The sequence below is a fragment of the Mycobacterium sp. genome (genome assembly GCF_965230835.1).
GTDB lineage: Bacteria > Actinomycetota > Actinomycetes > Mycobacteriales > Mycobacteriaceae > Mycobacterium.
The window spans coordinates 4,145,655-4,171,515 of the sequence record NZ_CBDDLW010000002.1 but is presented as its reverse complement, the minus strand read 5'-3'; the positions used below and the strand labels follow the sequence as shown (position 1 = coordinate 4,171,515).

Here is a 25,861-nt window from a genome sequence, read left to right as displayed (position 1 = left end):
GCCGGTGAAGCGTACGTTAGAACCAGCCACGGAAAACCACGTCCGCGCACACGGCAGCAGGTTCTTAGTCCAGCCCGGCGACCACCGCTAGCCGCCCAAACACCCCGGGCCGAGCAGCTCTTTGAGGTCTCCCATCAAGGCAGGCGATGGAGTAACCCGCAGCGACTGATCCAACTCGAGTGTGGTGATTCGATCTCCACTGATAAGCCTCAGATGCACCTGCGACGTCCCCGGGTGGCGGGCGAGCACCTGTTTGAGTGCACTGACTTTGTCTAAGGTGCATTGCCTTGTGGGCAGACTCACCGCCAGCGGCCGATCGACGTCAGCACCGGAAAAGTCAGGCACCGCGAGTTCATTGGCGATCAGTGCGATGCGGTCATCGCGGATGGCCACCTTGGCGTTGACGAGTACCACCACGTCGTCGGCAATTTCAGCGCCATAGCTGGAGTAGGTGTGCGGGAAGAACATCACTTCGACACCACCAGTTAGATCTTCTAATTGCGCTGACGCCCAGGGCATTCCGTTCTTGTTTACTCGACGATTGACAGAGGCAAGGATGCCGCCAACCCTTACCTGGGTGTCGTTGGGAATATCGCCGTCAAGGATCGCCGGAATTGCGGTATCGACCTGCGCGGAGAGAAGGTGTGCGACCCGATTGAGCGGATGACCGGACACGTACAAGCCCAACATCTCCCGTTCTAGGGCAAGTTTGTGTTTGTCTTCCCACTCCTCGGCCGGCACTTTGATGGTGAACACCGCGTCAGTTCCGCTGTCGCTGCCGCCGAACAGATCAAACTGCCCCATGGCCTCGGCCTTCTTGGTGCCCAGCACCGAGTCCACAGCATCGGTGTGCACCAGGAAAAGCCCTTTACGAGGATGCTCTAACGAATCGAAAGCACCCGCCTTGATCAGGGATTCGGTAACCTTCTTATTACATACCGAAATGTCGATCTTGTTCAGGTAGTCCGAAAAGTCGGTGAACTTGCCTTTCTCACTGCGGGTTTTGATCAACGAACCCACAACGTTGGCTCCGACATTTCGCACCGCCCCCAAGCCATAGCGGATATCAGTGCCAACTGACGCAAAGTTCAGGCCGGACTCGTTGACGTCGGGCGGCAATACCGTGATGCCGAGCTTGCGACAGTCTGCCAGGTAAACGGCCGCCTTGTCCTTGTCGTCACCCACCGATGTCAACAGGCCGGCCATGTACTCGGCGGGATAGTTTGCCTTGAGGTAGGCAGTCCAGTAAGAAACCAGGCCGTAGCCAGCCGCGTGAGACTTGTTGAACGCGTAGTCAGCAAACGGCAGAACCGTATCCCATAGCGCTTTGATCGCCGCCGCAGAGAAGCCGTTGCCCCGCATTCCTTCTGCGAAGCCTTCGTACTCTTTGTCTAGCACCTCGCGCTTCTTCTTGCCCATCGCCTTACGCAGAATATCGGCGCGGGCCAACGAGTAGCCGGACACTTTCTGCGCGATACGCATGATCTGCTCTTGGTAGACAATCAAGCCGTAGGTCTCAGATAGAATCTCCGCAAGAGGTTCGGCAAGCTCCGGGTGGATCGGCTTGATCGCCTGACGGCCGTTCTTGCGGTCCGCGTAGTCGTTGTGCGCGTTTTGCCCCATCGGACCGGGCCTATAGAGCGCCAACACCGCGACGATATCCTCGAAACCGGTAGGCTGCATCCGACGCAGGAGATCACGCATCGGCCCGCCGTCAAGTTGGAATACTCCCAGCGTGTCGCCACGGCCCAGCAGCTCGAAGGCGGCCGTGTCATGGAGCGGCAACGCCTCTAAGTCCAGGTCGATGCCGCGGTTGGCCTTGATGTTGTCGATCGCGTCGCCGATGATCGTCAGATTTCGCAGACCCAAGAAGTCCATCTTCAGCAGGCCGATGGCCTCGCAAGACGGGTAATCCCAGCCGGTGATGATGGCGCCATCCTGCGGTCGCTTCCACAGCGGGATAGATTCGGTCAGCGGCTCGCTGCTCATGATTACCGCGCAGGCGTGCACGCCCGCGTTGCGAATCAGGCCCTCTAACCCGCGCGCCGTCTGGTAAATGGTTCGGACGTCCGGGTCGGTCTCGATCAGACCGCGGACCTCTGCGGCTTCCTTGTACCGGTCATGGTCCGGGTCGGTGATTCCCGACAGCGGAATATCCTTAGCCATGATCGGCGGCGGCAGCGCCTTGGTGATCCGGTCCGCAATCGCGAATCCCGGCTGCCCGTAGTGAATTCTCGCCGAATCCTTTAGCGCTGCTTTGGTTTTAATGGTGCCAAAAGTGATGACCTGAGCGACTCGATCGTGGCCCCACTTGTCAGCCGCGTAGCGCACCATTTCACCGCGGCGGCGGTCGTCGAAGTCGATATCGATGTCGGGCATCGACGTACGCTCTGGGTTGAGGAACCGCTCAAACAGCAGGCCGTGCGGAATCGGATCGATGTCGGTTATGCCCAAGGCATAAGCCACCAGCGAGCCGGCGGCCGAACCCCGGCCAGGGCCGACCCGAATGCCCACCGACCGCGCATAGCTGATCAGATCGGCGACGATCAGGAAATAGGACGGGAAACCCTTGGAACAGATGACCTCGATCTCGTAGTCCGCGCGCGCAACGTAATCATCCGGCGGACCCGCAGGGAACCGCCGGGCCAGACCGGAGTTCACATCGTGGCGCAGCCATGAAGCCTGGTCGTGCCCATCGGGCACCGGGAAGACGGGCATCCGGCTACGTGGAGTCCACACCTCGGCATAGGACTGCACTCGCTCGGCAATCAACAACGTGGAGTCGCAGGCGCCCGGCACCTCGTCGTCCCACAGCTGGCGCATTTCTGCGGCCGACTTCAGGTAGTAGCCGTCGCCGTCGAACTTGAATCGATTCGGATCCGACAGCGTCTTCCCGGTCTGCACACAAAGCAGCGCCTCGTGATTGTGGGAGGCGTCACGGGTGACGTAGTGGCAGTCGTTGGTGGCCAGCGGTGGAATGTTGAGCGCCCGACCGATCTCGAGCAGCCCGTCTCGGACACGTCGTTCAATCGCGAGCCCGTGGTCCATCAACTCCAAGAAGTAGTTGTCGGCTCCGACGATCTCCCGCCACTTAGCCGCCGCCTCCAGCGCCTCGCGCTGCTGACCAAGCCGGAGGCGAGTCTGAACTTCCCCAGAAGGGCATCCCGTGGTGATAATGATGCCGTCGGCGTTTTCCGAGATCAGCTCGGCATCCATTCGCGACCATTTACTTAGCTGGCCCTCAAAAGACGCCAGCGAAGATAGTTTGAACAGGTTACGAAGGCCAGTCGCGTTCTCGGCGACCATCGTCAAGTGTGTGTAGGAACCGCTTCCTGAGACATCGTCGGCCTTCTGGCTGGGATCACCCCAGAGAATCCGCCGGGTATCGAACCGAGACGCCGGAGCTATGTAGGCCTCGACCCCGATAATCGGCTTTACACCGGCATTTGTCGCTGAATTGTAGAACTCGCTGGCGCCAAACATGTTTCCGTGATCGGTCATCCCGATCGCAGGCATTTCTAGCCGCTCCACCTCAGCAAGCATGGGGGCGATCTTCGCGGCACCGTCCAGCATCGAATATTCGGTGTGGTTATGCAGGTGCACGAAAGACTGGTTCATAGAGACGCCAGTCTATGACTGAGCACTGACGGCTGGTCGGCGTGTCGCCGAGCGTGTCCGGTACCGATGAGGCATCCGTAACCTGCTACGCATACCGCTCGACGAACTGCTTCAGCGACTGCTCCACATCCTTCTTGACAGCGCGAGCTGCCGCGGAGCCGAGCGGACCAAACAACGCACGCCCAGCCAACTCAAGGCGCAGACTCAGCGCGGAGCCGTCTTTGCTGGGCTCTACGGCGAGCGTCACACCGTATTTCATGCCGCCTTTACCCGACCCGGACAATGCAAGGGCGTTCGGCGGGGCCCACGTCGTCACCGTCCACGTCACCCGGTTCCGCATACCCTTCGCACGTGCCACGCCGACGATCTCGGTGCCAACCGCGAGCTCGCTGGGAAGCTCGCAGCGCCATCCCTCATGCAACACAAGCCAGTCGCCCAACTCCGACAGATCCGAAACGTGGTCCCATGTGCGCTGCGGTGACAACGGCACGTTGGCGCTCATCTCGACGGCAGCCATTGTCAAAGCCTAGCCGCCGACGCGACGATGGACGCTAGCGACTGGGTCCGCCGCGTAGCCGGTTTCCGATCCGCAGCGCAGGTAGCAGCAGACCCCGCGGAGCCAGGCGGCCGCCAATACTGACGGCCTTGGGCACCAAGCCCGGCACCACGCCGCGCCTGCCGGCACACATCCCCTCGATCGCGGCCTCGGCTACGTCGCGTGGCGAGACTTGCGCAAGGGGGATGCTGAACCGCTCCGCACTAGCGATCTCGGCCCACTCGGTGGGCACCGGACCCGGACACAACGCCGTGACCGACACGCCCGTTCCGTGCAACTCCTCCTGGACGGCTTCCGAGAACGTGAGCACGAACGCCTTGCTCGCCGAGTACACCGCCATGTAGGGAATTGGCTGAAAACCAGCGATCGAGGCAATGTTGAGCACCGCACCCGTGCCGCGCTCCACCATCCCGGGCAAAACCGCACGAGTGAGCTCCATCAACGCCAACGCATTGAGGGTGACTTGCTCGCTTTCGCGCTCGAACGCCAACTCATAGAATCGCCCGCTGGTGCCGAAGCCCGCACTGTTGCACAGACCGGCTATCGAGTCGCTACGCAAGCGGTCCAGCAGCTGTGCCCGCGATTGTGCGTCGGCGAGGTCAAGCGGCAAGACCTCAACCGCGATCTGGTGCGCTTCGCGCAACTGCTCGGCCAGTTCGTCGAGGCGCTCGCGGCGCCGTGCGACCAGCATCAGCGGGAAACCCCGCCCGGCCAGGCAACGAGCCAATTCGGTACCGATCCCAGAGGACGCGCCGGTCACGACAACGGTGGTCTGATTGTCCGGTTTGGGAAGGCTCATGGTGTCACCAATGTATCCCTCGGGTAGCTCGCACAAACGTTTCACTTCGTTTGTCGAGATCTGCGACGTCAGTAACGGATTCGCTTCCCTTGGCAGCGGCGGAATCTCTGAACATGCCAAATGCGCGATTACGAACACGGTCCATCACGGCCGGGTTGACTGCGTCGGCCACGGCGGCGAACTGCCCGAACGGTGAGCTTGCGCGGCGGGGGCGGTGCACGATCGCATCGGCGATCACCCCGGCTGCCTGCTCTGGCGACAGCGCCGGAAACCGGTCGTACATCGTCGTCGGACTGATCATCGGCGTCCTGACCAGGGCCATGTGCACGGTGGTAAATCGCACGTCCTCGTTCACGGTTTCGGCCTGCAGCGCGTCACATAAGCTGTCGAGCGCCGCTTTGCTGGCTATGTAGGCACCGAACCGCGGCGCACGTGTCTGCACGCCGACTGAGGAAACATTAACGATGTGCCCGAAACCCCGTTCGCGCATTCCGGGAATGACTTTGAGGATGAGCTGCACCGCGCCCAGGTAATTCAGCTGCATTGTCCGCTGGTAGTCGTGTATTCGATCGTAGGACAACTTGAGCGAGCGCCTAATAGACCTACCCGCGTTGTTGATCAGAATATCGACGCGCCCGAGATCCGCCAGGACTTGGTCGGCCATCGCTGCGATGGCGTCCATATCGGACAGATCGCACGGATAAACGTGGGCGCGCCCACCGTTGCCGTGGACGTCTCGCATCGCCGTGATCTCGTCGGCGACTCGTTCCAGATTCTCCCGAGTCCGTGCGACCAGCACCACCGTGCCGCCCGCTTCCGCGATCTTCTTTGCGACGGCTTCTCCGATTCCGGACGAACCGCCGGTGATGAGCGCGACCTTGCCATCGACTGCATCGCTCAGCCTGCGGCCCTGCATCGCGTCCAAGAGGTTCCTGAGATAGAAAGGCCGATATCGCCCAGCCGAATTCGGAGTGTTGACGATGTTGGAAATTGCTGCGAACGGTTTTTCGACAAGGTTCGTTAGTTCACCAAGATTCATCGTTTGTCGCTCCTGCAGACGGTGTGAGAAACGTGACACAAGTCATACAACCAACCTAAGGCATTCGTGGGAAACAGATTAGAGGGCACCCCCGGATGCACAGCCCGCGTCTCGTGGACGCTGGCGTGCCTGACCGATCCCCCTGAACCTCAATCAACCCGCCTGTTACGTACGGTGATCCGAACGTGATAGTGGCCTAACGGAGGCGCAACCAGGCGATGTTCAGCTAGTTATATGCGTCTACTGTCCCGATTCCGCAAGCGTGAAACGATCAGCATCTACCACAAGATCGGCGGCCTTGAGGCGATTGAAGTCGTCGTCGAGGACTTCTACAGCCGTGTGCTTGCCGACGATCAACTGTCCACCTTCTTCACCGGCACGAACATGAGCCGGCTCAAAGGCAAACAGGCCGAATTCTTCGCGGCCGCTCTTGGCGGTCCCGAACCGTACACCGGCGCCCCGATGAAGCAGGTGCACCAGGGTCGCGGAATATCGATACAGCACTTCAACCTGGTTGCGAACCACCTGGGCGAAGCGCTAACCGCCGCGGGAGTTCCCTCCGGCACGGTCACCGAGATTCTCGACCTCATCTCACCGCTGGCGGCCGACGTCGTATCGACGGGGAACGTCACGGCCGAGGTCTAACGACGCCACGCCAACGTGCGCCGACAAAGGTCGCGTCTCATCGCTGGTGTAAATGGTCACGGGCGTAGGTTCCGTCGCAACCGACGAAAGCTATGAAGGAGGGGCTACGCCCGTGACCAAGCGAGTATCGCCGATTGAGCGTGTGCGTGTTGAGATGGATCAGTTGTTCGCCGCGACCGAGCGGCCGTTGACCGAGATTTTGGAGGAGGTCGGGCGGTTATCGGTGCGTCTGGTGTTTCAGGTCGCCGTGGAGGCCGAGGTAGAAGCAGTGTTGGGCCGAGCCCGTCACCAGCGTCGGGTTCAGGACGGCCCGGGCGGGTACCGCAATGGGTATCAACCGCCGGCGACGGTGAAGACCACGATGGGCTCGGTCGAATTATGCCGCCCGAAACTACGCGACACCGACGAGCGGTTCTGTTCGCGGCTATTCGGTGCCGGGGTGACGCGCACCCACGCTCTGGAGGCGTTGGTGATTTCGGGATGGGTGCGCGGTTTGTCGGATCGCGACATCGAGGCCGCGTTGGCCGAGGTGCTGGGCTCGCAGGCGGCGTTGTCGCGCTCGACGGTGAGCCGGATTTGTGCGGCCATCAAAGACGAGTTCGCTGCGTGGTCGTCTCGACGCCTTGATGAGCTGGTGTTGGACTACCTGTTCTTGGATGCCTCGAACTTTCGGATGCATCCCAACGCCCCGGCCGAGCCGGTGCTGGCCGCCTGGGGCATCTGCACCGACGGCAAGCCCCTGTTTATTGGGCTGGCCCCAGCCGCAGCGGAGTCGGCTGATGCGTGGGCCGACTTCTTGGCTGACCTGAGGAACCGGGGACTACGCCCGCCGCTACTGGGCATCTCCGACGGGGCGCCGGGCCTGATCGCCGCATGGGAGACCACGTTTCCGGCAAGCCTGCGTCAGCGGTGTCTGATCCATCGCTGCCGTAACGTCATCGCCAAGACACCTGTCGCGGTCCAGGACGAGATCAAAGCCGCGTTCTGGTCGATCTTCGATGACATTGACCAGCCACCCGGCCAGCAGGCCGTGGATGAAGCCACCCGCCGCGCCGAGGAGTTCACCACCACATACCGCGGGCTCTACCCAGCCGCGGTCGCTTGCCTGGCCAACGACTTCGCCTCGCTGAGCGTGCATTTGCGCTTCCCCCGCCAACACTGGACACGCATCCGCCATTCCAACCTCATCGAACGCACCTTCGGAGAATCCCGTCGCCGGGTCAAGGTCATCGGCCGCCTACCCGGCGAAACCAGCTGTCTGTCGCTGGTATGGGCCGTCCTCGACCGCGCCAGCCGCGGCTGGCGCGGAGTCACCCAAACATCAGCGACCAGCCGCCACCTCCAAGAACTACGCCACCAACTGCTCGAGCCACCCCGCCCACTGCATCCCCCCACCACAACAACCACGACCGACACCACCGCCGCGTAACATGACCACCAGGAACATGCGCCCAGCGTTTTTACACCAGTCCTAAGACGCCACCCCGACAAAACCATCCTGCGTGACGCAACGAACAATTGGACGCCACACCGCGGCCGGTTGCCGGTCAAACGCCGATCTGCCCGTCTGCGTACTGGACGTCTACCAAACCCGGCTAACGAAACACCCGGTCGCCTACCAAACGCAGTCAAAATACCGGCCGACCCAGCTTTCTCCTTCGGCTACATGGCAGCTCGTTGTTGACCAGAATGCCAACATGGGACCTACGTTCGAGGACTTGGTGGCAGAAGCTGAGTCGGCGTCCGTAGACGGTTGGGATTTCTCCTGGCTGGACGGCCGCGCGACCGAGGAACGCACGTCGTGGCGATACCAACACCTGATGAGCCAGCGGTTGGCCGTCGCGTCGGCCGCGTTGGACATCCAAACCGGAGGTGGAGAGGTACTGGCTGGGGCAGAGATATTCCCACCAACCATGGCCGCCGTAGAGTCGTGGCCGCCCAACGCTGCACTGGCAACCAAGCGCCTGCACCCGCGCGGAGTGGTGGTCATCGCCACTTCGGACGAATCGGTATTGCCGTTCGCAGACGAGGCGTTCGACCTGGTAACCAGCCGCTTCCCGAACACAGTATGGTGGCCGGAGATCGCCCGCGTGCTGCGCCCCGGCGGAACCTACTTCGCGCACCACGTCGGACCCGCCACGGTGTCCGAACTCGTCGAGTATTTCATCGGGCCGCAGCCCGAAGCGTGGACCCAACGGCACCCTGACACGCAACGCGCGCAGGCCGAAGCTGCTGGACTACAGGTCGTGGACATGCGCATGGAACGGCTACGCGAAGAGTTCTTCGACATCGGCGCCATCATCTACTTCCTGCGCAAAGTGATTTGGGCGGTGCCGGACTTTACCGTGGAGCGCTACTACCACCGGCTGCAGGAACTCCATCGCAGTATTGAGACCGACGGACCCTTCGTCACCTACGCCGCGCGGGTTCTCGTTGAGGCCCACAAACCACAACGGCAGGCCGACTAACGGCCGGTTTCGGTCACTGCTCGTCTTGCAGCACATCCAGTGCGTGCTGCAGATCAGCCGGATACGGGCTGGCAATCTCTATTCGGCGACCATCCGCGGGATGGGTGAATGCCAGCGAACGCGCGTGCAGCCATTGGCGTTCCAGACCAAGTTTTGTCGCGAGTGCTGGGTTAGCGCCGTATACGAGATCGCCGCAGCACGGGTGATGCAACGCGGCGAAATGCACCCGAATCTGGTGCGTGCGTCCGGTTTCCAGATGCACGTCAAGCAGGCTGGCCGCGACGAAAGCCTCCAGCGTGTCGTAGTGGGTGATGCTGTGCCGGCCGCTCTTGGTGACCGCGAACTTCCAATCATGACCGGGGTGACGCCCGATCGGTGCATCGATCGTTCCCCTGGCGGGATCTGGATGCCCTTGCACCAGAGCGTGGTAGCGCTTTTCTACGGTGCGCTGCTTGAACGCCCGTTTGAGCACGGTGTAGGCACGTTCGGAGATCGCCACGACCATCACCCCGGATGTGCCGACGTCGAGGCGATGCACAATGCCCTGCCGTTCGTGCACTCCTGACGTGGTAATTCGGTAGCCAGCCGCAGCAAGCCCACCGAGCACCGTCGGACCGGTCCACCCCACCGACGCGTGAGCAGCCACCGCAGCCGGTTTGTCGACGACGACGATGTCTTCGTCGGAATACAGAATCCGCATACCTTCAATGTCGACCGGAGTGTTTTCTGGTGGCGCCGGCGGCTCGGGCAGTCGCACCTGCAACCAGGCACCTGACGTCAGGCGATCGGACTTTCCTACCTGGTTACCGTCGAGTTCGACCTCGCCGGATTCGGCGAGCACAGCCACGGCGCTGCGGGACAGGCCCAGCAGACGGGCCACCCCGGCATCAACGCGCATGCCCGCCAGTCCCTCCGGAACGAACATCGAGCGATCGACCATCAGAGCTGGTCGGCCCGTCGCCGCCCAACCGTGTCGAAGTCGAAGCCGAATATCGACAAGACGACAAGCAGGATGGCGCCACCGACAACCGACGGATCGGCGACATTGAACACCGGCCACCAGCCAATCGACAAGAAATCCACGACATGTCCCCGCAGCGGGCCAGGCGCCCGCAGGAAACGATCGACCAGATTGCCCATGGCGCCACCGAGGATCATGCCGAGGCCAAGAGCCCACCACGGCGACACCAGCCGCCGTCCCATCCAGAAGATCCCGGCCACCACTCCCGTCGCTATCAACGTCAGTAGCCAGGTATATCCGGTCGCCATCGAGAAGGCGGCCCCTGAGTTACGTACCAAGGTCCAGGTAACTGTGTCGCCGATGATCGAAACCGGCTGACCGGGCGGGAGCAGCTTCACAGCCAGCACTTTCGTGACGACATCAAGGGTCAGCACGACCGCTGCGACCGACAACAGCAGGCGCAACCGCCGCCTCGGAGGCCTCCGCTGGGCCGCATCGTCAGGTTCCCCGGTCCCGTCGGCTTCCCTGGGTGGAGTCAGCGGATCAGCCGATCCGGTCGGTTCGTCAGGCACTCCCCCATCATCCCCTAGTGACAGCCTGTCGCGGGCCCACCCCCGCGCCCGGATGCGAGCGCGACCGATGCGGGATGATCCCAGCATGAGCCGGCTCACCGTCATCACCACCGGAGGGACCATCTCAACCAATGTCAGCGCCGAGGGGGTCCGCCGGCCCGCCCGCAGCGGACGGGAGCTGACCGCGGGCCTCGAAGCCGGCCACGACGTCGAGGTAGTCGATCTGCTGGCGGTTGACAGCTCACAGCTCACCCCTGCCGATTGGGATCGGATCCACGTCGCGGTGCAAGCCACGACCGAAAGCGGACCAGACGGCGCCACCGGCGTAGTCATCACGCACGGAACCGACACCCTCGAAGAGACCGCACTATGGCTAGACCTCACCTACTCAGGAACTGCCCCGGTGGTGCTGACCGGGGCGATGCGCAGTGCCGATTCCCCCGACGCCGACGGTCCGGCCAATCTGCGCGACGCGCTGGCGGTGGCCGCTGACCCGGCTGCCCGCGACCTCGGCGTGCTGGTATGTTTCGCCGGCCGAGTATTACAACCATTGGGCCTGCACAAGGTGGCCACCGGTGACCTGAACGCTTTCGCCGGGAAGATGGTCGGCAGCGCGGCGGGTGGCATGACGAGAGCCAACAAAGCTCGGCCCCATCTCGGCGATCTTCGCGCCGCCGAAGCGCCACGGGTTGACATCATCTCGGTGTACCCGGGCAGCGATGCGGTCGCGCTAGACGCCTGTGTCGCCGCCGGGGCTCGCGCCATAGTGCTAGAGGCCCTGGGCTCAGGCAATGCTGGGCCCGCCGTGATCGACGGCGTGCGCCGCCACTGCCGCGCCGGTGTGCTGGTCGCGGTGTCCACCCGAGTCGCCGGCGGGACGGTGGGTGCGGGGTATGGTCCCGGATACGACCTGGTCGAAGCTGGCGCGGTGATGGTTCCACAGCTGCCGCCGTCCCAGACTCGAGTACTGCTGATGGCCGCGCTGGCGGCCAGGCTACCGGTCCTCGAGGTCGTCGACCGTTGGGGCTGAGCTAGCGGTCAGCTCTTCGGCTCCAGGCTCACCGACAAAATCCGGCCAGTCCAGGCTGTCGACCGGATCAGCGACCGTGACGTCGGCAGTATCGATGGGAAATGTCCGAGCCTGGCCCGGGCCCGAATCACGGGTCTCGAATCGGGCCGTAACAACACCGTGCCCGGCGCCCTGAACCCAGCCGTGCCCTAGGTCACGGTGGAAAATATCGTCTCCCACGCGCCACCGCGCGGCATCGACCGACCACAACGGCGAAGTGTCTTGCCGGACTGGCGGTATCGCTCCTCTCGATTCGATCGGCTGACGGGTGTCCGAGACCTCTCCCGACAAGTCCAGATCTGGGAACAACGACTGCTGGTGCACGTCGGTCAATCCCGAAAACCCAACGCCGACAAGACGAATAGGCCCCACCTGAACCGGATCCAACAGCAGTCGCCGAGCGACCACGAGCAGCGCAGCGGCGTCGGCGGTCGCATAGGGCATCGTCGCCGAACGGGTCAGTGTCGTCATGTCTGATTTCTTTAGCTTCACTGTGACGGTGCGCGCACCGCGGCCGTCTCGCAGCAGCCGTTGATGAGCTTGCTCAGCAATCGGGTCAATCGCTTCTCGCACCTGTTCCAAAGTTGTCAGGTCTACCGCGAATGTGGACTCAGCGCTGATTTGTTTTGCTTCGGCCCGCTCCGCGACCGGGCGATCGTCAATGCCGCGGGCCAGCCGGTGCAGAGCGAGCCCTACAGTGGCGCCCAAGATGTTGGCCACCTCGACGTCGCTCAGCGCGGCCAACTGCCCAATCGTCTCGATCCCAAGCCGATGCAACTTCTCTTCAGCAACCGGACCGATCCCCCACAGCCGCCGCACCGGCAACTCGTCGAGCAGCGATCGCTCTGCAGCGCGCCGGACCACCTTCACTCCGTCCGGCTTAGCCAGACCAGACGCGATCTTCGCGATCTGCTTACCCGAGCCCGCGCCCACCGAGGCAGTCAGGCCGGTCGATTCGTAAACGCAGCGCCGCAAGTCCTCACAGAACATCTCGACGTCCTCGGCCGACGCCCCGGCAAGTTGATGCGGCTCCCCAAAAGCCTCGTCGAAGGACAGCTGTTCGACAACCGGCATCATTGCGCGCACAGCGTCGAAGACTCGCCGGCTGGCGACCCGGTATACCGCTCCACGCGGCGGCAGTACCACCGCCGTCGCACCGATGAGCCGGCGGGCCTGATGCATCGGCATAGCCGACCGGGCGCCAAAAGCCCGCGCCTCATAGCTCGCCCCAGCCACGACTCCACGCCCACCAAGCCCGCCAACAAGCACCGGCCGACCCCGCAGAGTCGGACGTGTGAGCTGTTCGACGGAAGCGAAGAACGCATCCATGTCCAGGTGCAGCACCCAGCGGGCCTCCACACTTGTCGATGCTATTGGTCCCCCGCTCAAACTGACGTCTCGCCGACGACAAGACGCTTCTCGCAGACACCCACGGCGCATCGAACTCAACGGCCTGTGCTCGGCCGGTGGAACGTCAACAGTCGTCGGTGCTGGCTGACGTCGACTCGGCGGTGCGTCACGCAGCCTCACTTACCGGCAAGACCAGCCCTCTGGCCAACCCATTCCAGAGGACTGCCGCCCGGCGCGGTGGTCACCGGCTCCGCCTCGCGATGTCGCTACCCGGCCGGATTTCGCATTTCTGTCGAACCCGGGGCCCATCGCCTCGAGATACCGCCCGCGTACCTCCGTGCTCACGTTTTGGCGAGCGCCACCCGCACACCGTCACCGATCTCTACAGCATCGGCCGGATCGCCGAACTCGAAATCGGTGGCCAGGATCTCGCCAGCGATGAGATCGCGGTGAGTGTGCGCCCAGTCCGCGCGGTCTGCCGGCACCGACATCACCACGCGGATACGGTCGGAAACATCCAGTCCGGTGGACTTGCGCAGCTCTTGCAGTTCACGAATACGGTCCTTGGCCCAGCCCTCGGCCTCCAACTCCGGAGTCACCCCGCCGTCCAAGACGACCAGACCGGCGCTCGCGGACAGTGCCGCGGTGAACTCGGGATCGGCCGCCACCAACCTGGAGCTGTACTCCTCGGGCTGCAGCAGCACGGACCCCGCCGTCAACGTGCCGTCCGGGTTGACGACACCTTCACCGGCCTTGACCGCTCTGATTGCTCCCTGCACCTCCTGGCCGAGCCGCGGCCCAGCAATCCGGGCGTTGACGGCGAGCTCGAACCGTCCATAGGTGTCAATCGCGTCAGTGAGTTCAACCTGCTTCACATTGAGTTCGTCGCCAATCAGATCGGTGAACGGTTCCAGTAGCTGCGGGCTCTCCACCGCCACAGTGAGTTTTGGCAGCGGAAGGCGCACTCTCAACTTTTTGGCCTTTCGCAGTGAAGAAGCTGCTGAGCACACCTCGCGAACCATATCCATCGCGTCGACCAGGGTGGCGTCGGCGGGCAGTTCCCCCGCCTGCGGCCAATCCGTGAGGTGCACCGAGCGCCCGCCGGTAAGGCCGCGCCAGATCATCTCTGTGATCAGGGGAAGCAGCGGAGCGGCCAGTCTCGCGGTGACCTCCAAGACGGTGTGCAGCGTGTCGATTGCATCGATATCTTCTTCCCAGAAGCGCGAACGCGACCGTCGCACATACCAGTTCGTCAAAGCCTCGGTGAATTGCCGCAACTGCTCGCAGGCCCCCGACAGGTCGCAAACCTCCATCTCCGCACTGAGATCGGCGCGCAGTTGAGCCAGCTTCGCCAGGATGTAGCGGTCTAGCACGTGTGACGAATCAGTGCGCCAGGTACCAACTCTCGGCGCGTAAAGGGAGAGGAAACTGTAGGCATTCCACAGCGGCAGCAAAACCTGCCGAACACCGTCGCGGATGCCCTGTTCGGTAACGATCAGATTGCCGCCGCGCAGAATCGGCGAGGCCATCAGGAACCATCGCATGGCATCGGAGCCGTCGCGTTCGAACACTTCGGTTACGTCCGGATAGTTGCGTAGCGACTTGCTCATCTTCTGGCCGTCGGAGCCCAGCACAATCCCGTGCGCCACACAAGTCTTGAATGCCGGTCGATCAAACAGGGCGGTCGCCAACACATGCAGGGTGTAGAACCAGCCGCGGGTCTGCCCGATGTACTCGACGATGAAGTCTCCCGGGTAGTGCGCTTCTGCGACAGCCCCGCCCACAAACCAGTCACCGTTCTCGAATGGGTAGTGCACCTGGGCGTAAGGCATCGAGCCCGAGTCGAACCACACGTCGAGCACGTCGGGGATACGGCGCATTGTGCTGCGCCCTGTGGGGTCGTCGGGATTGGGTCGGGTGAGCTCATCGATGTGGGGCCGATGCAGATTGTCGACGCGAACACCGAAGTCGCGCTCCAGCTCGTCTAAACTGCCGTATACATCGATGCGCGGGTAAGCCGGGTCGTCGGACTTCCACACCGGGATCGGAGTTCCCCAGTAGCGATTCCGTGAGATCGACCAATCGCGGGCGCCCTGCAGCCATTTGCCGAACTGCCCATCTTTGACATGTTCGGGATACCAGGTGATCTGCTGGTTTAGTTCGACCATCCGGTCCCGGAATTGGGTCACCGAGACAAACCAAGACGACACCGCCCGGTAGATCAACGGGTTGCGGCAGCGCCAACAGTGTGGGTATGGGTGTTCATAGGTTTCGTGGCGGATCACAATCGCTCCGTTCGCCGCCGCCGGACCAGTCTGGTTTTTTAGATCCCGGATGATCTGTGTATTGGCATCGAAGACGTGTTGCCCCCGGTAGTCGTCAACGGTGGCGTCGAACCGGCCCTTCGCGTCCACCGGTGTGACAGGCACGATGCCAACCGAATCGGTAACTGCCATGTCGTCCTCGCCGTAGGCCGGCGCCATGTGGACGACTCCTGTGCCATCATCGACCGTCACGAAGTGGCCCGGCAGTACCTGAAAAGCGTTGGGCGAGGACACTGGATCGTAGAAATACGCAAAAGGCGGCGCATACCGGATCCCGACCAAGTCGGCTCCGCGAAAGGTTCCAAGAATCTCGGGCTCGTCGCCGAGTTCGCGCGCGTAAGCGGCTAGCCGCGCCTCGGCCAGCAAGAAACGACGATCGCCGACTCTGACGTTCGCATAGCTAACATCCGGGTTCACAGCAACCGCGAGGTTGGACGGCAGGGTCCACGGTGTGGTCGTCCAAACCAAGAGGTAGGCGCCGTCTAATCCAGCTTCCGGTGGGCCGCCTACTACCTTGAAGCCAACCGTGAGCGCAGGGTCTTGGCGGCTTTGGTAGATGTCGTCATCCATCCGCAATTCATGGTTGGACAACGGAGTTTCGTCACGCCAGCAGTACGGCAGAACCCGGTAGCCCTCGTAGACAAGACCTTTGTCCGATAGTCGTTTGAAAGCCCAGATCACCGACTCCATGTAACTGAGATCCAGTGTCTTGTAGTCGTTGTCGAAGTCGACCCAGCGGGCTTGACGAGTCACGTACGCCCGCCATTCGTCGGTGTAGCGAAGCACGGATGCACGGCAGGCATCGTTGAACGCGGCGATTCCCATGGCGTCGATCTCGGATTTATCGGTGATGCCGAGCTGGCGCTCGACCTCGAGTTCGGCAGGCAAGCCGTGGGTGTCCCAGCCGAAGCGTCGTTCGACCTTGTCACCGCGCATGGTGCGGTACCGCGGCACGATGTCCTTGACATAGCCGGTGAGCAAATGCCCGTAGTGCGGCAGGCCGTTGGCAAACGGGGGCCCGTCATAGAACACGAACTCCGAAGCGCCCTCTCGTTGGGCGATGCTGGCCTGAAAAGTTTCGTCCTGGGCCCAGTAGTCGAGGACCTCGAGTTCCAGAGCCGGGAAGTTGGGTGCCCCGCTAGGCGGCTTCGGGTAACAGTTTTCGTTCACTGCGCGCATCGTCTCCTGTGCCACTGTGCCACTTAGGGCATTACGTGCCTGGGGACGACGCCACGCCGGTGCGCAAACGCCGCGGTACCACCCCGCTTGCCACCTCGAACGTGGCCGCTCAACTTCGGCTATGACGGGCCTACCCGTTCGGGTCTACTGGGCCAGCTGGCTGTTCTTCCGAAGACTCCCCGGTGATGGCCGGATCAGTGCCGCTGCACCGATTCTACTCAAACACCGCAAATCCATTGACATACATTGCGCGGCGCCAGCCTGACGGCAAGGCACTAGTCGGCCGCAGCAAACGCCTGCGGTCGACGAGTGCCTTGCTGTCCTGACCGCTTACTGTCCATCAGCGACAACATGGACTTCGAGCAGCCCAGCACGCCACAGCACGGCGTACAGGTGCCGCAGCGGGATGCTGAGCAAACGGGCGGCGCCATCCACAAGCGGGTCGCCGACATTCCTTTTCGACTGCGTGTCGAGTCGTCGTGCAGCCTTGGTAGGTCTGCTGGCTCGGACCTCGGATGCATTGCACACAATGTGCAGCTGCGCCGCGTTCACTGCGGTGACAACGTCAGTTGCGGCTGCAACTTCTCCTTGTTCCTGGTTCAGAGCAGCGGTCATGATCGCCTCCTAGACGCAAATCAAACGAGCACTTCGTGGATTGACCTGTGGGGACTTAATCCCGCTTCGTCAGCGGTTCCGATCCAGGAATGTGCCGTGGATTTGGCGACTTAGCTGAGGACGCCGCACCGCAGACCGGATCGGGACGAAACGAAGCACGGATATCGGTCTGGACTATCGCCGGTACGCATTAGGTCCCTCACCTCCTCGCGGTCGCGACGCACGGCTATCCGCACGATCTAGGCGCAGCAAAGGAGCACAGAAATACCGGCAAACGCCGGAAATCCGCACCCCACTCGTCAGAGCTTCGGCACCACACGACGTGTCCGTTGAGCCGGAAGCCACCTGGGCTCAACCCTTAAGCCGGGAAGAGCTGTCCTGACCCGGGGCGTCTTTCGACGTTCGGGGTCAGTGGCCTGTATTCGTGTAGACGCCTCACCTAACGAGGTGCTTACGTCTTCGATGATGCACCACCGATCACAACCGGGTCAACGCGATGGGGGCGCATGCTGCAAGTTTTACGCTTTCATTGCAAGCGTTGACAGGATTCACCCAGAATGCAACGCCCTGACCTGGATTTATGCCCGCGCAACGCGACTGGGCCGGCAATGACGGGCTTTGCTGGCCCAGCGACGCCGGTCCACTGCAGCCAGAATGCCTCGACGACGATTTGCTGCCGCAAATGATGGCCCTAACACAGATTTCAGCGACCCCAGTAGGCGTTTCGGCATGGCGCAAGTTACTGATTGATGTGTCAATCGCATCGGGTACCCTAGCTCCCATGGCTGAGCCATTGACCGACGAGGAACAGCACACGCGTCGCCAGGCCGTACGCGACCTGATGACAAACACACCGTTCATCGGCGGACTTAGCATCCTGTTCGAACGCTATGAACCCGACGACGTCTCACTCCGACTTCCGTTTCGAGCCGATCTGACCAATGACGGCATCTACTTTCACGGCGGGGTTATCGCCTCAGCGATGGACACCGCCGGCGCCGCCGCTGCCTGGTCCAACCACGACTTCGACAAGGGAATGCGCGCCTCCACCGTGGCAATGAGCATCCAATACACAGGCGCCGCCAAACGCTGCGACTTGCTGTGCCACGCACGCACCACGCGGCGACGCAAGGAACTCACCTTCACCGAGATCACCGCTACCGATACTGACGGCAACATCGTCGCCCACGCCGTGCAGACCTACCGGATCGTATGAACCACCCACGCCGTATTCCGCTTCGCCTTTCGAGGACCTTTCGAGGAATTGAAGCGGACAAAGCCGATTGCGCGATCAGGGCGAGCGACCGTCAGGCGGCCAACTGGACACGCCTTCCTCCAGCGGGACACCAAGGCTGTGCAGCAACGAAGCGATCATCCGCCATGCCCCAATAGCGGTGACAAGCTCAACGAGAACAATTCTGTCGCCGCATAACTCACGTTCACAAGCGGCCCAGCTATCGGCGCTAATCCTGCCGTCACGCACGACATCATCGGTGGCAGCCAGCACGGCCTGCTCAGTCGGCCCGAACCCAGGATATTCCTGCCAATCGCGGACACCGAGCAGATCGTCGGCCGACACTCCGAGACCGGAAGCGACGCGCCAATGTTGGGTCCACTCATAATCGCATGCGGTGAGCCAACCGATCCGCATGATCACCAATTCACGCAGCCTCGAGTCAAGGGCGCCGTGCCACAGCATGGTTGCGAGCATGTCGTTGACGACACGCGCGAGCCTCGGATGGTTGAGCAATACCTGAAAGATGCTGAGCTGGGCCATATAGTCGGGCACGCCGGCCTCATCTGCAGCGGCTTTCGCCTCTTCGGCCGGCAATCGGGGCACGCGAGATGATGTCATGGTGTGAGTACTCCGTGAACTGGTGGGATGCCATCACGTTCACCGGCCATCGTAGCCAGCAAATCCTCGACCTCTTCGAGCCGCACACAGCGGCGGGGCAAGCTTGCGAAAGGGTAGCGACCAGATGCAAGCAAATCGAGTGCAGCTCGGTACGCGGCCGCATCCACACCGAGCGCTCCGATAACCTGTAGTTCCTTGAACACCAAGATGTCTGGGGAGAATCCCGGCGCACCACCACCGATCCCTCGTGTGCCGGCAACAACTACTTTCGCGGCCGGACGGGCCAGGGCGATGGCCTGCGCGAACGCGGATGGCGCTTTCGCCGTCACATCGATAACGACATCTGCAAGCGTCCCAGCCGCCTGCTCCAACGCCACAACCGGATCGTCGACCCCGACGTCAACCGCCAGGTCCGCACCAAACTGCACAGCCAACGCCAACCGGTCGGCATCTCGGAAGCCCAACCCGGTCACCATCACGAAACCGGCACCCGCCTCTTTTGCCGCCGCGGCGGCACAAAGCCCCCGAATACCCGGCCCCAGAACTGCGACAACGTCTCCTGGCTGGGTTTCGGGAACCGTTACCCCCCAACGTATTCCCGCTCCTAAGGGGTTGAACAAGGTGGCCACCTCTGGACTCATACCATCGGCTACCGGCAACACCATGGAATCAGGCGCCAGGTACTGGTATTCGGCGTACCCACCCCACAACCCAGGCTCCCGCTGGAAGGGGATGAACCCATACATGTCGGCGAGACCGTGCCGAATGCAGCGCCGATACTCACCACCCAAACAGTTCTCGCATTCGCGGCACGACTGGAACACCTCGACGGCCACTCGGTCGCCCACAGCGACGCCCCATCGCTCGGCTGCCTGCGGCCCGATCTGCTCGATCGTCCCGACCGTCTCATGACCAGGGACAAACGCGAAGCCTCCGGCAAGTTCGCCCGTGTACTGCTCGTGGTCGGTTCCGCATAACCCGCACGCCTCTACCCGCACCAGCGCATCGTCGGTACCGATAGTCGGCAGCGGACACTCTCGTACCGTCAGGCTACGTGGCCTCTCTAACACCAAAGCCCGTGCCCTCACACTGTCTATATCAGCATATTGTGGCCGGAAGCACACCCGGCTCAAACGCCGAGCTGCGACACCGTCACACACGACAGGGCGAGCGCGGCTCGCGTTGCCGTCACGGCTCCAAGCGAGCGAACTCCCGCTGTTGGTACAACTCGACGCACTGCGCCCGCCTGACCTTGCCACTTGTGGTGATCGGAATCGATCCGGGCGATACCAGAACCAGATCAGCCACGCTCAGACCGTGTGACTCGAATATCGCCGCTGCGACGTCCCGTTTGATGGCACGAAGCCGGTCGAGCGCGTCCTCGTCGGGGTCGTTACGCTTCTTGAGCTCCACGATCGCGACCAGCTTCTCGGCACCATCCTGCGGAACCGCGATCGCCGCGCAGCGCCCTGGGGTGATCGTCTGGATCGTCGCCTCAATGTCGTCGGGAGAGTGGTTGCGCCCATAAACGATCAAGAGGTCCTTGATACGACCGATGATGAACAGCTCGCCGTCAGCGAGAAAGCCCGAATCTCCGGTCCTCAGCCACGGGCCTTCGGGCGTTCCTGCCGAAGCGGTGACCAACTTTGCCTTGAACCGCTGTTCGGTCTCGTCAGGCTTGTGCCAGTAGCCGGCCGCGACGTTGCTGCCGTGTACCCAGATTTCGCCGACCGTTCCGTCTGGACTCGCCGCACCGGTGTCTGGATCCACAATGCATACCGCGGGCGACCTCGGAACGCCGTAGCTGACCAACGGCGAGCCGCTGCCAGCTGGACACCGCTCCGCTTGGCCTGAAACCAGTTGCTCAGATTCAAAATGAACGATTTCCGGTGGCTCACCCGATGTGCGAGTTGCCACATATACAGTGGCTTCGGCCATACCGTAGGAGGGCCGCAGCACCGCGGGGTCAAGATTGAAGCGGGAAAAACGATCGGTGAAACGTTTAAGGGTAACCGGCTGTACTCGCTCGCTACCGTTGAGGATATAAACCACGTCGGCAAGATCAAAGCCCGCCATATCCTCATCTGAGGTTTTGCGGGCAGCCAACTCGAAAGCAAAATTCGGAGCCGCCGAAATTGCGTGAGTATTGCCTGCCAGCAATTGCATCCACCGGGCCGGTCGCTGCAGGAAACCGACCGGGCTGGTCAGCACTCCACGAATTCCCGCGAGAATTGGAAAGATAATCCCGAAGACAAGACCCATGTCATGGTAAAACGGCAGCCACGATACGGCAGTAGAGTCCGGCGAGACACTCTTTCCGTGAACCCCAAAGAAGTCGTACATCAACTGTTCGAAATTGGCGAAGACGTTTTCGTTTGAAATCATGACACCGGCCGGCGTGCGAGTTGACCCCGACGTGTATTGCAGATACAGAGGTTCCGTTGCGTCTTTTGCTGCCGCCCGAGAGCCGACAGTTCGGGACCGCTGCCGCGAATCCAAGTCGAGCAAGTCAATTTCAACGATTGACGGCGCCTTTTGGCCGGGCTGGGGCTGTAAATACTCGTTGACGTTCTCAACGGCAGAGGACGTCGTGAGAACGACAGCGGGCGACGTGTCGCATAGCACCGAAACCGTACGCTCGTCGTGGGCACCACTAAACGGAACCGACAGTGGAACGGCGACAAGACCGGCCTGCAACGCACCAAGAAATCCGATTGCGTATTCAAGTCCTTGCGGGGCCAGTATCACTGCCCGGTCGCCCGGAGAGCCACAGAGCCTGAGCTGATCGGCAGCGTTGAGCATTCGCCGATACAGCTGCGACCACGTCAGGTCTTCCGCAATACCATCCCAGCCCCGCTCATAGTCAATGTAGGTCAGTGCCACACCGTTGGGGTGCAGGCTGGCACGCTCTCGCAGCACCGTGGGAATCGAGGATCCGACCACGGGCAGCACACTACCGCCAACGCGCGGCGTACATCCGCGAATTTTGGCCAATTGGGCGCGTCGATCATGGGCCGGTTGGTCCTGAACAGGAAAGATGACCTCAAGCCGCCCAGCCGGAAACCGATAGAGGCATCGTTTCGCTTCTCTAGGAAATCAGTCTCTGGACCGGATGGGGTACTTCGCGGCACGCTGGAGAAGCGAACCGCGGAGTTGGCGCGGATGAACGCGGCGATACCAGAAAAGGCCCCAAGCGGGTGGACGGGAAACCGTGTTCTCAAGCTATCGGCTGTACTGCTGCGCATTTTCCCGTTCGACAGCCGCGAGGTTTTGCGTCTCCTCGTCCATGCCCCTGGTTGCGGCGTCGATGCTCTCGGTAAGGCGCTGGCCTTGACTAGCGAGGGTGTTTACCCGTTGGACGACAGCACGATTGGTGGCTCCTTCACCGCTTTCGCGGATCCCCACCCCCATGGCCGAGACCTGCCCATGAATATCACGCAAGCTCCCACTGATCCGCCGCATCCGCCGCGTGGCATCTGCTATGAGGACCGGATCACTAACCACCACCCCCGACCCACCGGCGCCTAGATCCTCGGTCAGACCGGAATGTTCGCGATTCCGATTCCTTGTGAAATGTCGCGCTTGCTGCTCGTGGTACTGCTTGTTCTGCTCATCCGCTCTTACCCGGCTCCGCTGCTCTTGGGCCAGCCGCCGCTGCTCTTGGGCTCGTAGTCCGGGCTCTTTTTCTGTTGCCCGGCTCCACTTTTCCGCTAGCTGACTCCGCAGCTTGCGGGCCTGCTCCCGGTGCCACTGGATACTCCTCGCGTTAGCGTTCTCCCAATGCTTGAACGGCTCGGCTAACAGCTGTGCAAACCATATTTTTCCCGTACCGAGTCCGGGAATCGCGATGCCTTGATCGATAAACTGGGCCGAAGACCGGTTCGCCCTTAGCTGCTGCCCGATCTTCCTGACCTGCCGGTCGTGAAATCTAATTTTCCGCTTCAGCTGCTGATACTCAGCGTCCATCTTTTCGTACTGTGCCGCCAGCTGCTGGTGCTCTTGCTCTTGGAGTTGATGCTTTTGCATTTCACTTTGGTACTCAGCGGCTAGCTGCTGGTGCTTTTGCATTTCGCGCTGACGCGCATCGGGCATGACCTGCCCAGAAAGGGGTTCCGCGCTATAACTCGCCCCCTCTGCCTCTATGGTTCCTATAGGTTCTCCATACTGGTTGACGATGACACCAGGAGGCGGCAAACCCACACTGTGTTCCATCCCCGACTCCGGTGAAAAAGGGGCGGTGACGGCGGTATGATCTAGATGATTTAGACCCGGCCGCGAGAACTCATCCGCAACGGACTCAAGTGAAACGTTCCGCGTTGCGGCCGAATATTTTTTCTGTTCAAAGCCAGGCGCCAACGAATCACCGTGGCTATAGCTTTCACCCGAAATGCCATCAGAATCCAGATTCTTGAAAAAGCTTGGCGCATCTTGCCTTGATAAAGCGGATTGGAAGGATTCGCTGCTAGCAAATGACTTGAAGGAATCGCTGCTAATAGATGATTGAAAGGAATCACCGCTTCGCTCTAAGTCGGTGGCACTAACCTCACCCGGGACCGCGGCATATGATGCTGAAATTGGCTGCTGTCCGTAGACAGAGCTCGACGGCAGTGAATCGGCCACAGCGTGTTCTGGCCCGGAAGGCGGATCACCCCCCGGCGCCGATGGGGTCCCGCCGCCTGTTTCCCCCGGCGGTGGTGGGGCGCTGAGGCGCCGGTACATTTCGTCGCGAAGCGACGCCTCCTCGTCCCAGTGCTGGTCCGCCTGGACTCGATGCTGAACAGATTGCCCTACATGGTCGTTGGCTCTGGTGTAGTCACCCGCGATGCGAGCCCGAGCCGCTAGCTGTTCCTGTTCCTCAGCCAGCCGCTCGTTTTCAGCGACAAAATGCGCCTGCTCATCGATTCCGCCTTTGATCTGCGTCAACTCGGGGTCGTGTTCAAGAGCACGGTAGGTTTGTTCGTGGGCTTGGCGTTGGAGCTGGGTTTGCTGATCGGCGAAACCGCGGAGCTGTTCAGCTTCGGCGCGGTGAATCTCAGCGTTACTTGGATCAAGCCGAGCCCGATCTGCAGCCTTTACCGCCTGATCGGCGTAGTCATTGGCCCGCGTGCCATGATAGTCAGCCAACTCCTGCCAGCGGGCCGCATCTTCGGCCCATTGCGGCAGATGATTATCGCCGGCAGAGGTCAGCCCAGACTCAGCGCGCCCCGGCAGCGCATCGCTACCGCCTTCGGCACCAGGCGAAGCATCGATATGACCCCTGGGCCTGTCCGGGGGATCAACCGGCGGCGGTGGGGGGAAATCTTGCGAATGATGACTCAACGAACCCGAAGAAGAACCGTGCGTCGCGGGCTCATCGCCTGACCGCAGGCCGTATCCGTCGCCGCTGCTACCTCGATCCCCGTCGAAACCGTGGTCGTTCCAATGCCTTTCATCCGGCCGCTCTGGCTCGTCTTCCCAGTGCACCCGCTTGCCGGACTTTGGCCTAGGCGCATAAGACTCCAGCAGGTCCAGTCCCACAGGCTGACCATGTATGCCGTCTTCCGGCACGCCCCCGGGCACGGAGGTCGGGCCGGAATTCGATGCATCCTCGGTCTCTTTGCCCCAACCAAAAAACCACGACCCCGCAGCTGCCAGCTTCTCCAACGCGTAGGCGCCTGCCCCCAAGAAACCATCGATGCTGTCATCAGGAGTCAAAACGATGCTGTCATCTGGATCGGCGAAGTAGTCCGGAGGCTTGTACCCCGGATACTTCGGAGCATTCATGCTCAACCTCGCTCTCGCGTCTCCTCCTGTGAGCAGTATCACGCTAGTTGGGTCATGGGTGAATTTGAAGGGGGTCGACGCCGATGTCATACGGCTGTGCGGTCACGGCAGAATTTGGTAGAGCCGGAGTCAGGTGGGCATCCAGGGCACCGCGACGATCACCTGACAAAACGCGTCGTAACGGTTGATACCGGGTGTGGCCGTGGAACAGGTCGGGTTTTGCGTTCACTCGGGCGCTGACACACCGCTGCCGCTGGCGGTTTGTCTGGTGTGTTGTACGCCGATCCACATTCGGGAGCGGCACGGCCTGACGCTCAACCGGATCGGTACCGGTGACACCGACCCGACGGGCCTGGTCCACGTGGCGGATCAACGCCTGCAGCGCATCAGCAACCCGGACAGCATCGGGGTACAACTGGGCCGCATTGGCCAGATCACGCTAAATATGGGCGGTACATTCAGATTCTGAGCAGCCTAGTTGGTTTCGATTGTCCACTTTCCCAACATGGGCTCGATTCACTAGGAAACCTGGAACTGCGCGCATCTGGATCGAGGCAGAAAACAGGGTCTGCGTCCATTCGACCGCCGTCACAGCCGTTCGATTTTTGGCGGACAAATTGCGCAAGACTCCGGCGCCCGCTGAAAAACGAAACGACGACAACATAAGACTCGACCGCGGATATGGAATTGCTCAGGACTCAACACTGAATCTTGCGGAGGCACAGTGGTTGTCTTGGGCCATGCAGGGCGACGGCGTTGTTGACTAGCAGGGCTGTGATCAGTAGTTTTCACTTCCGGTGCCGCCGGCCTTCGGCCACGCGCGAAGCTGTGCAGAACGAAACTTCCAGGTCAAGATTCGTTGGGTCGGCCACTCGGTGGTCGGGACCGGCGAGATTCGAGACTTGTTGGCCTGTGAACGGGTCCGTTACCGCAGGTCAGAAAGCTGTAAATCAACAACGCCGGAGCCCTGTTGGGCCATGTAGCTCTAGAAACAGTGGGAAACTGGCACCCAGCTGCTGGGTTCGGCGCGGCTGAAGCACACTTGGCT

19 protein-coding genes and 1 riboswitch are annotated in these 25,861 nt (G+C 61.7%); of the genes, 6 read left to right on the top strand and 13 right to left on the bottom strand.

What is annotated here, in order from left to right:
- Positions 1-87: 87 nt before the first annotated feature.
- The 4 genes from dnaE to ACO07W_RS19085 all read right to left on the bottom strand — a co-directional run bounded on the left by dnaE (position 88) and on the right by ACO07W_RS19085 (position 6,012).
- Positions 88-3,618 (bottom strand): DNA polymerase III subunit alpha, encoded by a 3,531-nt coding sequence (dnaE, locus tag ACO07W_RS19100; protein ID WP_421845237.1) that lies wholly within the window; start codon positions 3,616-3,618, stop codon positions 88-90.
- Between the two features lie 85 nt (positions 3,619-3,703).
- Complete coding sequence (locus tag ACO07W_RS19095) at positions 3,704-4,135, bottom strand: type II toxin-antitoxin system Rv0910 family toxin (protein ID WP_421845236.1); 432 nt, start codon at positions 4,133-4,135, stop codon at positions 3,704-3,706.
- A 34-nt stretch (positions 4,136-4,169) separates the two neighbouring features.
- A complete protein-coding gene (locus tag ACO07W_RS19090; protein WP_421845235.1) occupies positions 4,170-4,973 on the bottom strand; it encodes an SDR family NAD(P)-dependent oxidoreductase in 804 nt (267 codons plus the stop codon).
- Positions 4,974-4,977: 4 nt separating this feature from the next.
- Positions 4,978-6,012, bottom strand: a complete 1,035-nt coding sequence (locus tag ACO07W_RS19085) for an SDR family NAD(P)-dependent oxidoreductase (RefSeq protein WP_421845234.1) — start codon at positions 6,010-6,012, stop codon at positions 4,978-4,980.
- Positions 6,013-6,246: 234 nt separating this feature from the next.
- On the opposite strand from ACO07W_RS19085, the gene ACO07W_RS19080 reads away from it, so the two are divergent.
- The 3 genes from ACO07W_RS19080 (at position 6,247) to ACO07W_RS19070 (ending at position 9,125) form a co-directional block, all read left to right on the top strand.
- Positions 6,247-6,657, top strand: a complete 411-nt coding sequence (locus ACO07W_RS19080; RefSeq protein WP_421845233.1) for a group I truncated hemoglobin — start codon at positions 6,247-6,249, stop codon at positions 6,655-6,657.
- 154 nt (positions 6,658-6,811) lie between these two features.
- A complete protein-coding gene (locus ACO07W_RS19075; protein ID WP_421840071.1) occupies positions 6,812-8,086 on the top strand; it encodes an IS256 family transposase in 1,275 nt (424 codons plus the stop codon).
- Between the two features lie 268 nt (positions 8,087-8,354).
- A complete protein-coding gene (locus tag ACO07W_RS19070) occupies positions 8,355-9,125 on the top strand; it encodes a class I SAM-dependent methyltransferase (RefSeq protein WP_421845232.1) in 771 nt (256 codons plus the stop codon).
- Positions 9,126-9,138: 13 nt separating this feature from the next.
- On the opposite strand, the gene ACO07W_RS19065 is transcribed toward ACO07W_RS19070, so the two are convergent.
- Both ACO07W_RS19065 and lspA read right to left on the bottom strand, forming a co-directional pair.
- The gene (locus tag ACO07W_RS19065; protein ID WP_421845231.1) at positions 9,139-10,065 is read right to left on the bottom strand and encodes an RluA family pseudouridine synthase; all 927 of its coding nucleotides are present in this window, start codon (positions 10,063-10,065) and stop codon (positions 9,139-9,141) included.
- Positions 10,065-10,658 (bottom strand): signal peptidase II, encoded by a 594-nt coding sequence (gene lspA / locus ACO07W_RS19060; RefSeq protein WP_421845230.1) that lies wholly within the window; start codon positions 10,656-10,658, stop codon positions 10,065-10,067. Before lspA ends, ACO07W_RS19065 begins: the two co-directional genes overlap by 1 nt.
- A gap of 52 nt (positions 10,659-10,710) precedes the next feature.
- On the opposite strand from lspA, the gene ACO07W_RS19055 reads away from it, so the two are divergent.
- Positions 10,711-11,688, top strand: a complete 978-nt coding sequence (locus ACO07W_RS19055; RefSeq protein ID WP_421845229.1) for an asparaginase — start codon at positions 10,711-10,713, stop codon at positions 11,686-11,688.
- Here ACO07W_RS19055 and ACO07W_RS19050 read toward each other — a convergent pair.
- From ACO07W_RS19050 to ACO07W_RS19040, 3 genes are all read right to left on the bottom strand, one after another.
- Positions 11,653-13,071 carry a DNA polymerase IV gene (locus ACO07W_RS19050; protein ID WP_421846108.1) on the bottom strand — a complete coding sequence of 473 codons (1,419 nt, stop codon included), beginning with the start codon at positions 13,069-13,071 and terminating at the stop codon, positions 11,653-11,655. The two genes, ACO07W_RS19055 and ACO07W_RS19050, sit on opposite strands and share 36 nt — an antisense overlap.
- Positions 13,072-13,418: 347 nt before the next feature.
- Positions 13,419-16,571: an isoleucine--tRNA ligase gene (ileS, locus tag ACO07W_RS19045; RefSeq protein ID WP_421845228.1), complete on the bottom strand. Its 3,153-nt coding sequence runs from the start codon at positions 16,569-16,571 to the stop codon at positions 13,419-13,421.
- Positions 16,572-16,910: 339 nt separating this feature from the next.
- The gene (locus tag ACO07W_RS19040) at positions 16,911-17,195 is read right to left on the bottom strand and encodes an Rv1535 family protein (RefSeq protein ID WP_421845227.1); all 285 of its coding nucleotides are present in this window, start codon (positions 17,193-17,195) and stop codon (positions 16,911-16,913) included.
- 284 nt (positions 17,196-17,479) lie between these two features.
- Positions 17,480-17,649, bottom strand: a riboswitch (M-box (ykoK) riboswitch).
- A 327-nt stretch (positions 17,650-17,976) separates the two neighbouring features.
- Here ACO07W_RS19040 and ACO07W_RS19035 point away from each other — a divergent pair.
- Positions 17,977-18,411: a PaaI family thioesterase gene (locus ACO07W_RS19035; protein WP_421845226.1), complete on the top strand. Its 435-nt coding sequence runs from the start codon at positions 17,977-17,979 to the stop codon at positions 18,409-18,411.
- A 75-nt stretch (positions 18,412-18,486) separates the two neighbouring features.
- Here ACO07W_RS19035 and ACO07W_RS19030 read toward each other — a convergent pair whose 3' ends face one another.
- From ACO07W_RS19030 to ACO07W_RS19015, 4 genes are all read right to left on the bottom strand, one after another.
- Entirely contained in the window at positions 18,487-19,050 is a 564-nt protein-coding gene (locus ACO07W_RS19030) for a carboxymuconolactone decarboxylase family protein (protein WP_421845224.1), read from the bottom strand.
- Positions 19,047-20,147: a zinc-dependent alcohol dehydrogenase gene (locus ACO07W_RS19025; RefSeq protein WP_421846107.1), complete on the bottom strand. Its 1,101-nt coding sequence runs from the start codon at positions 20,145-20,147 to the stop codon at positions 19,047-19,049. The genes ACO07W_RS19030 and ACO07W_RS19025 overlap by 4 nt, the downstream gene beginning before the upstream one ends.
- A 91-nt stretch (positions 20,148-20,238) precedes the next feature.
- Positions 20,239-21,993, bottom strand: coding sequence for an AMP-binding protein (locus ACO07W_RS19020; RefSeq protein WP_421845223.1), 1,755 nt, complete (start codon positions 21,991-21,993; stop codon positions 20,239-20,241).
- 279 nt (positions 21,994-22,272) lie between these two features.
- On the bottom strand, positions 22,273-24,813 hold the full coding sequence (locus ACO07W_RS19015) for a hypothetical protein (RefSeq protein WP_421845222.1): 2,541 nt from the start codon (positions 24,811-24,813) through the stop codon (positions 22,273-22,275).
- A gap of 202 nt (positions 24,814-25,015) precedes the next feature.
- On the opposite strand from ACO07W_RS19015, the gene ACO07W_RS19010 reads away from it, so the two are divergent.
- Positions 25,016-25,282, top strand: coding sequence for a hypothetical protein (locus tag ACO07W_RS19010; protein WP_421845221.1), 267 nt, complete (start codon positions 25,016-25,018; stop codon positions 25,280-25,282).
- Positions 25,283-25,861: the final 579 nt, after the last annotated feature.

Coding starts and splice junctions, on each gene's coding strand:
- ACO07W_RS19015 (WP_421845222.1), bottom strand. CDS start 24,813: ATGAATGCTCCGAAGTATCCGGGGTACAAGCCTCCGGACTACTTCGCC.
- ACO07W_RS19055 (WP_421845229.1), top strand. CDS start 10,711: ATGCGAGCGCGACCGATGCGGGATGATCCCAGCATGAGCCGGCTCACC.
- ACO07W_RS19075 (WP_421840071.1), top strand. CDS start 6,812: ATGGATCAGTTGTTCGCCGCGACCGAGCGGCCGTTGACCGAGATTTTG.
- ACO07W_RS19070 (WP_421845232.1), top strand. CDS start 8,355: ATGGGACCTACGTTCGAGGACTTGGTGGCAGAAGCTGAGTCGGCGTCC.
- ACO07W_RS19095 (WP_421845236.1), bottom strand. CDS start 4,135: ATGGCTGCCGTCGAGATGAGCGCCAACGTGCCGTTGTCACCGCAGCGC.
- ACO07W_RS19030 (WP_421845224.1), bottom strand. CDS start 19,050: ATGACATCATCTCGCGTGCCCCGATTGCCGGCCGAAGAGGCGAAAGCC.
- ACO07W_RS19035 (WP_421845226.1), top strand. CDS start 17,977: ATGGCTGAGCCATTGACCGACGAGGAACAGCACACGCGTCGCCAGGCC.
- ACO07W_RS19085 (WP_421845234.1), bottom strand. CDS start 6,012: ATGAATCTTGGTGAACTAACGAACCTTGTCGAAAAACCGTTCGCAGCA.
- ACO07W_RS19040 (WP_421845227.1), bottom strand. CDS start 17,195: ATGACCGCTGCTCTGAACCAGGAACAAGGAGAAGTTGCAGCCGCAACT.
- ACO07W_RS19065 (WP_421845231.1), bottom strand. CDS start 10,065: ATGGTCGATCGCTCGATGTTCGTTCCGGAGGGACTGGCGGGCATGCGC.
- dnaE (WP_421845237.1), bottom strand. CDS start 3,618: ATGAACCAGTCTTTCGTGCACCTGCATAACCACACCGAATATTCGATG.
- ACO07W_RS19080 (WP_421845233.1), top strand. CDS start 6,247: ATGCGTCTACTGTCCCGATTCCGCAAGCGTGAAACGATCAGCATCTAC.
- ACO07W_RS19090 (WP_421845235.1), bottom strand. CDS start 4,973: ATGAGCCTTCCCAAACCGGACAATCAGACCACCGTTGTCGTGACCGGC.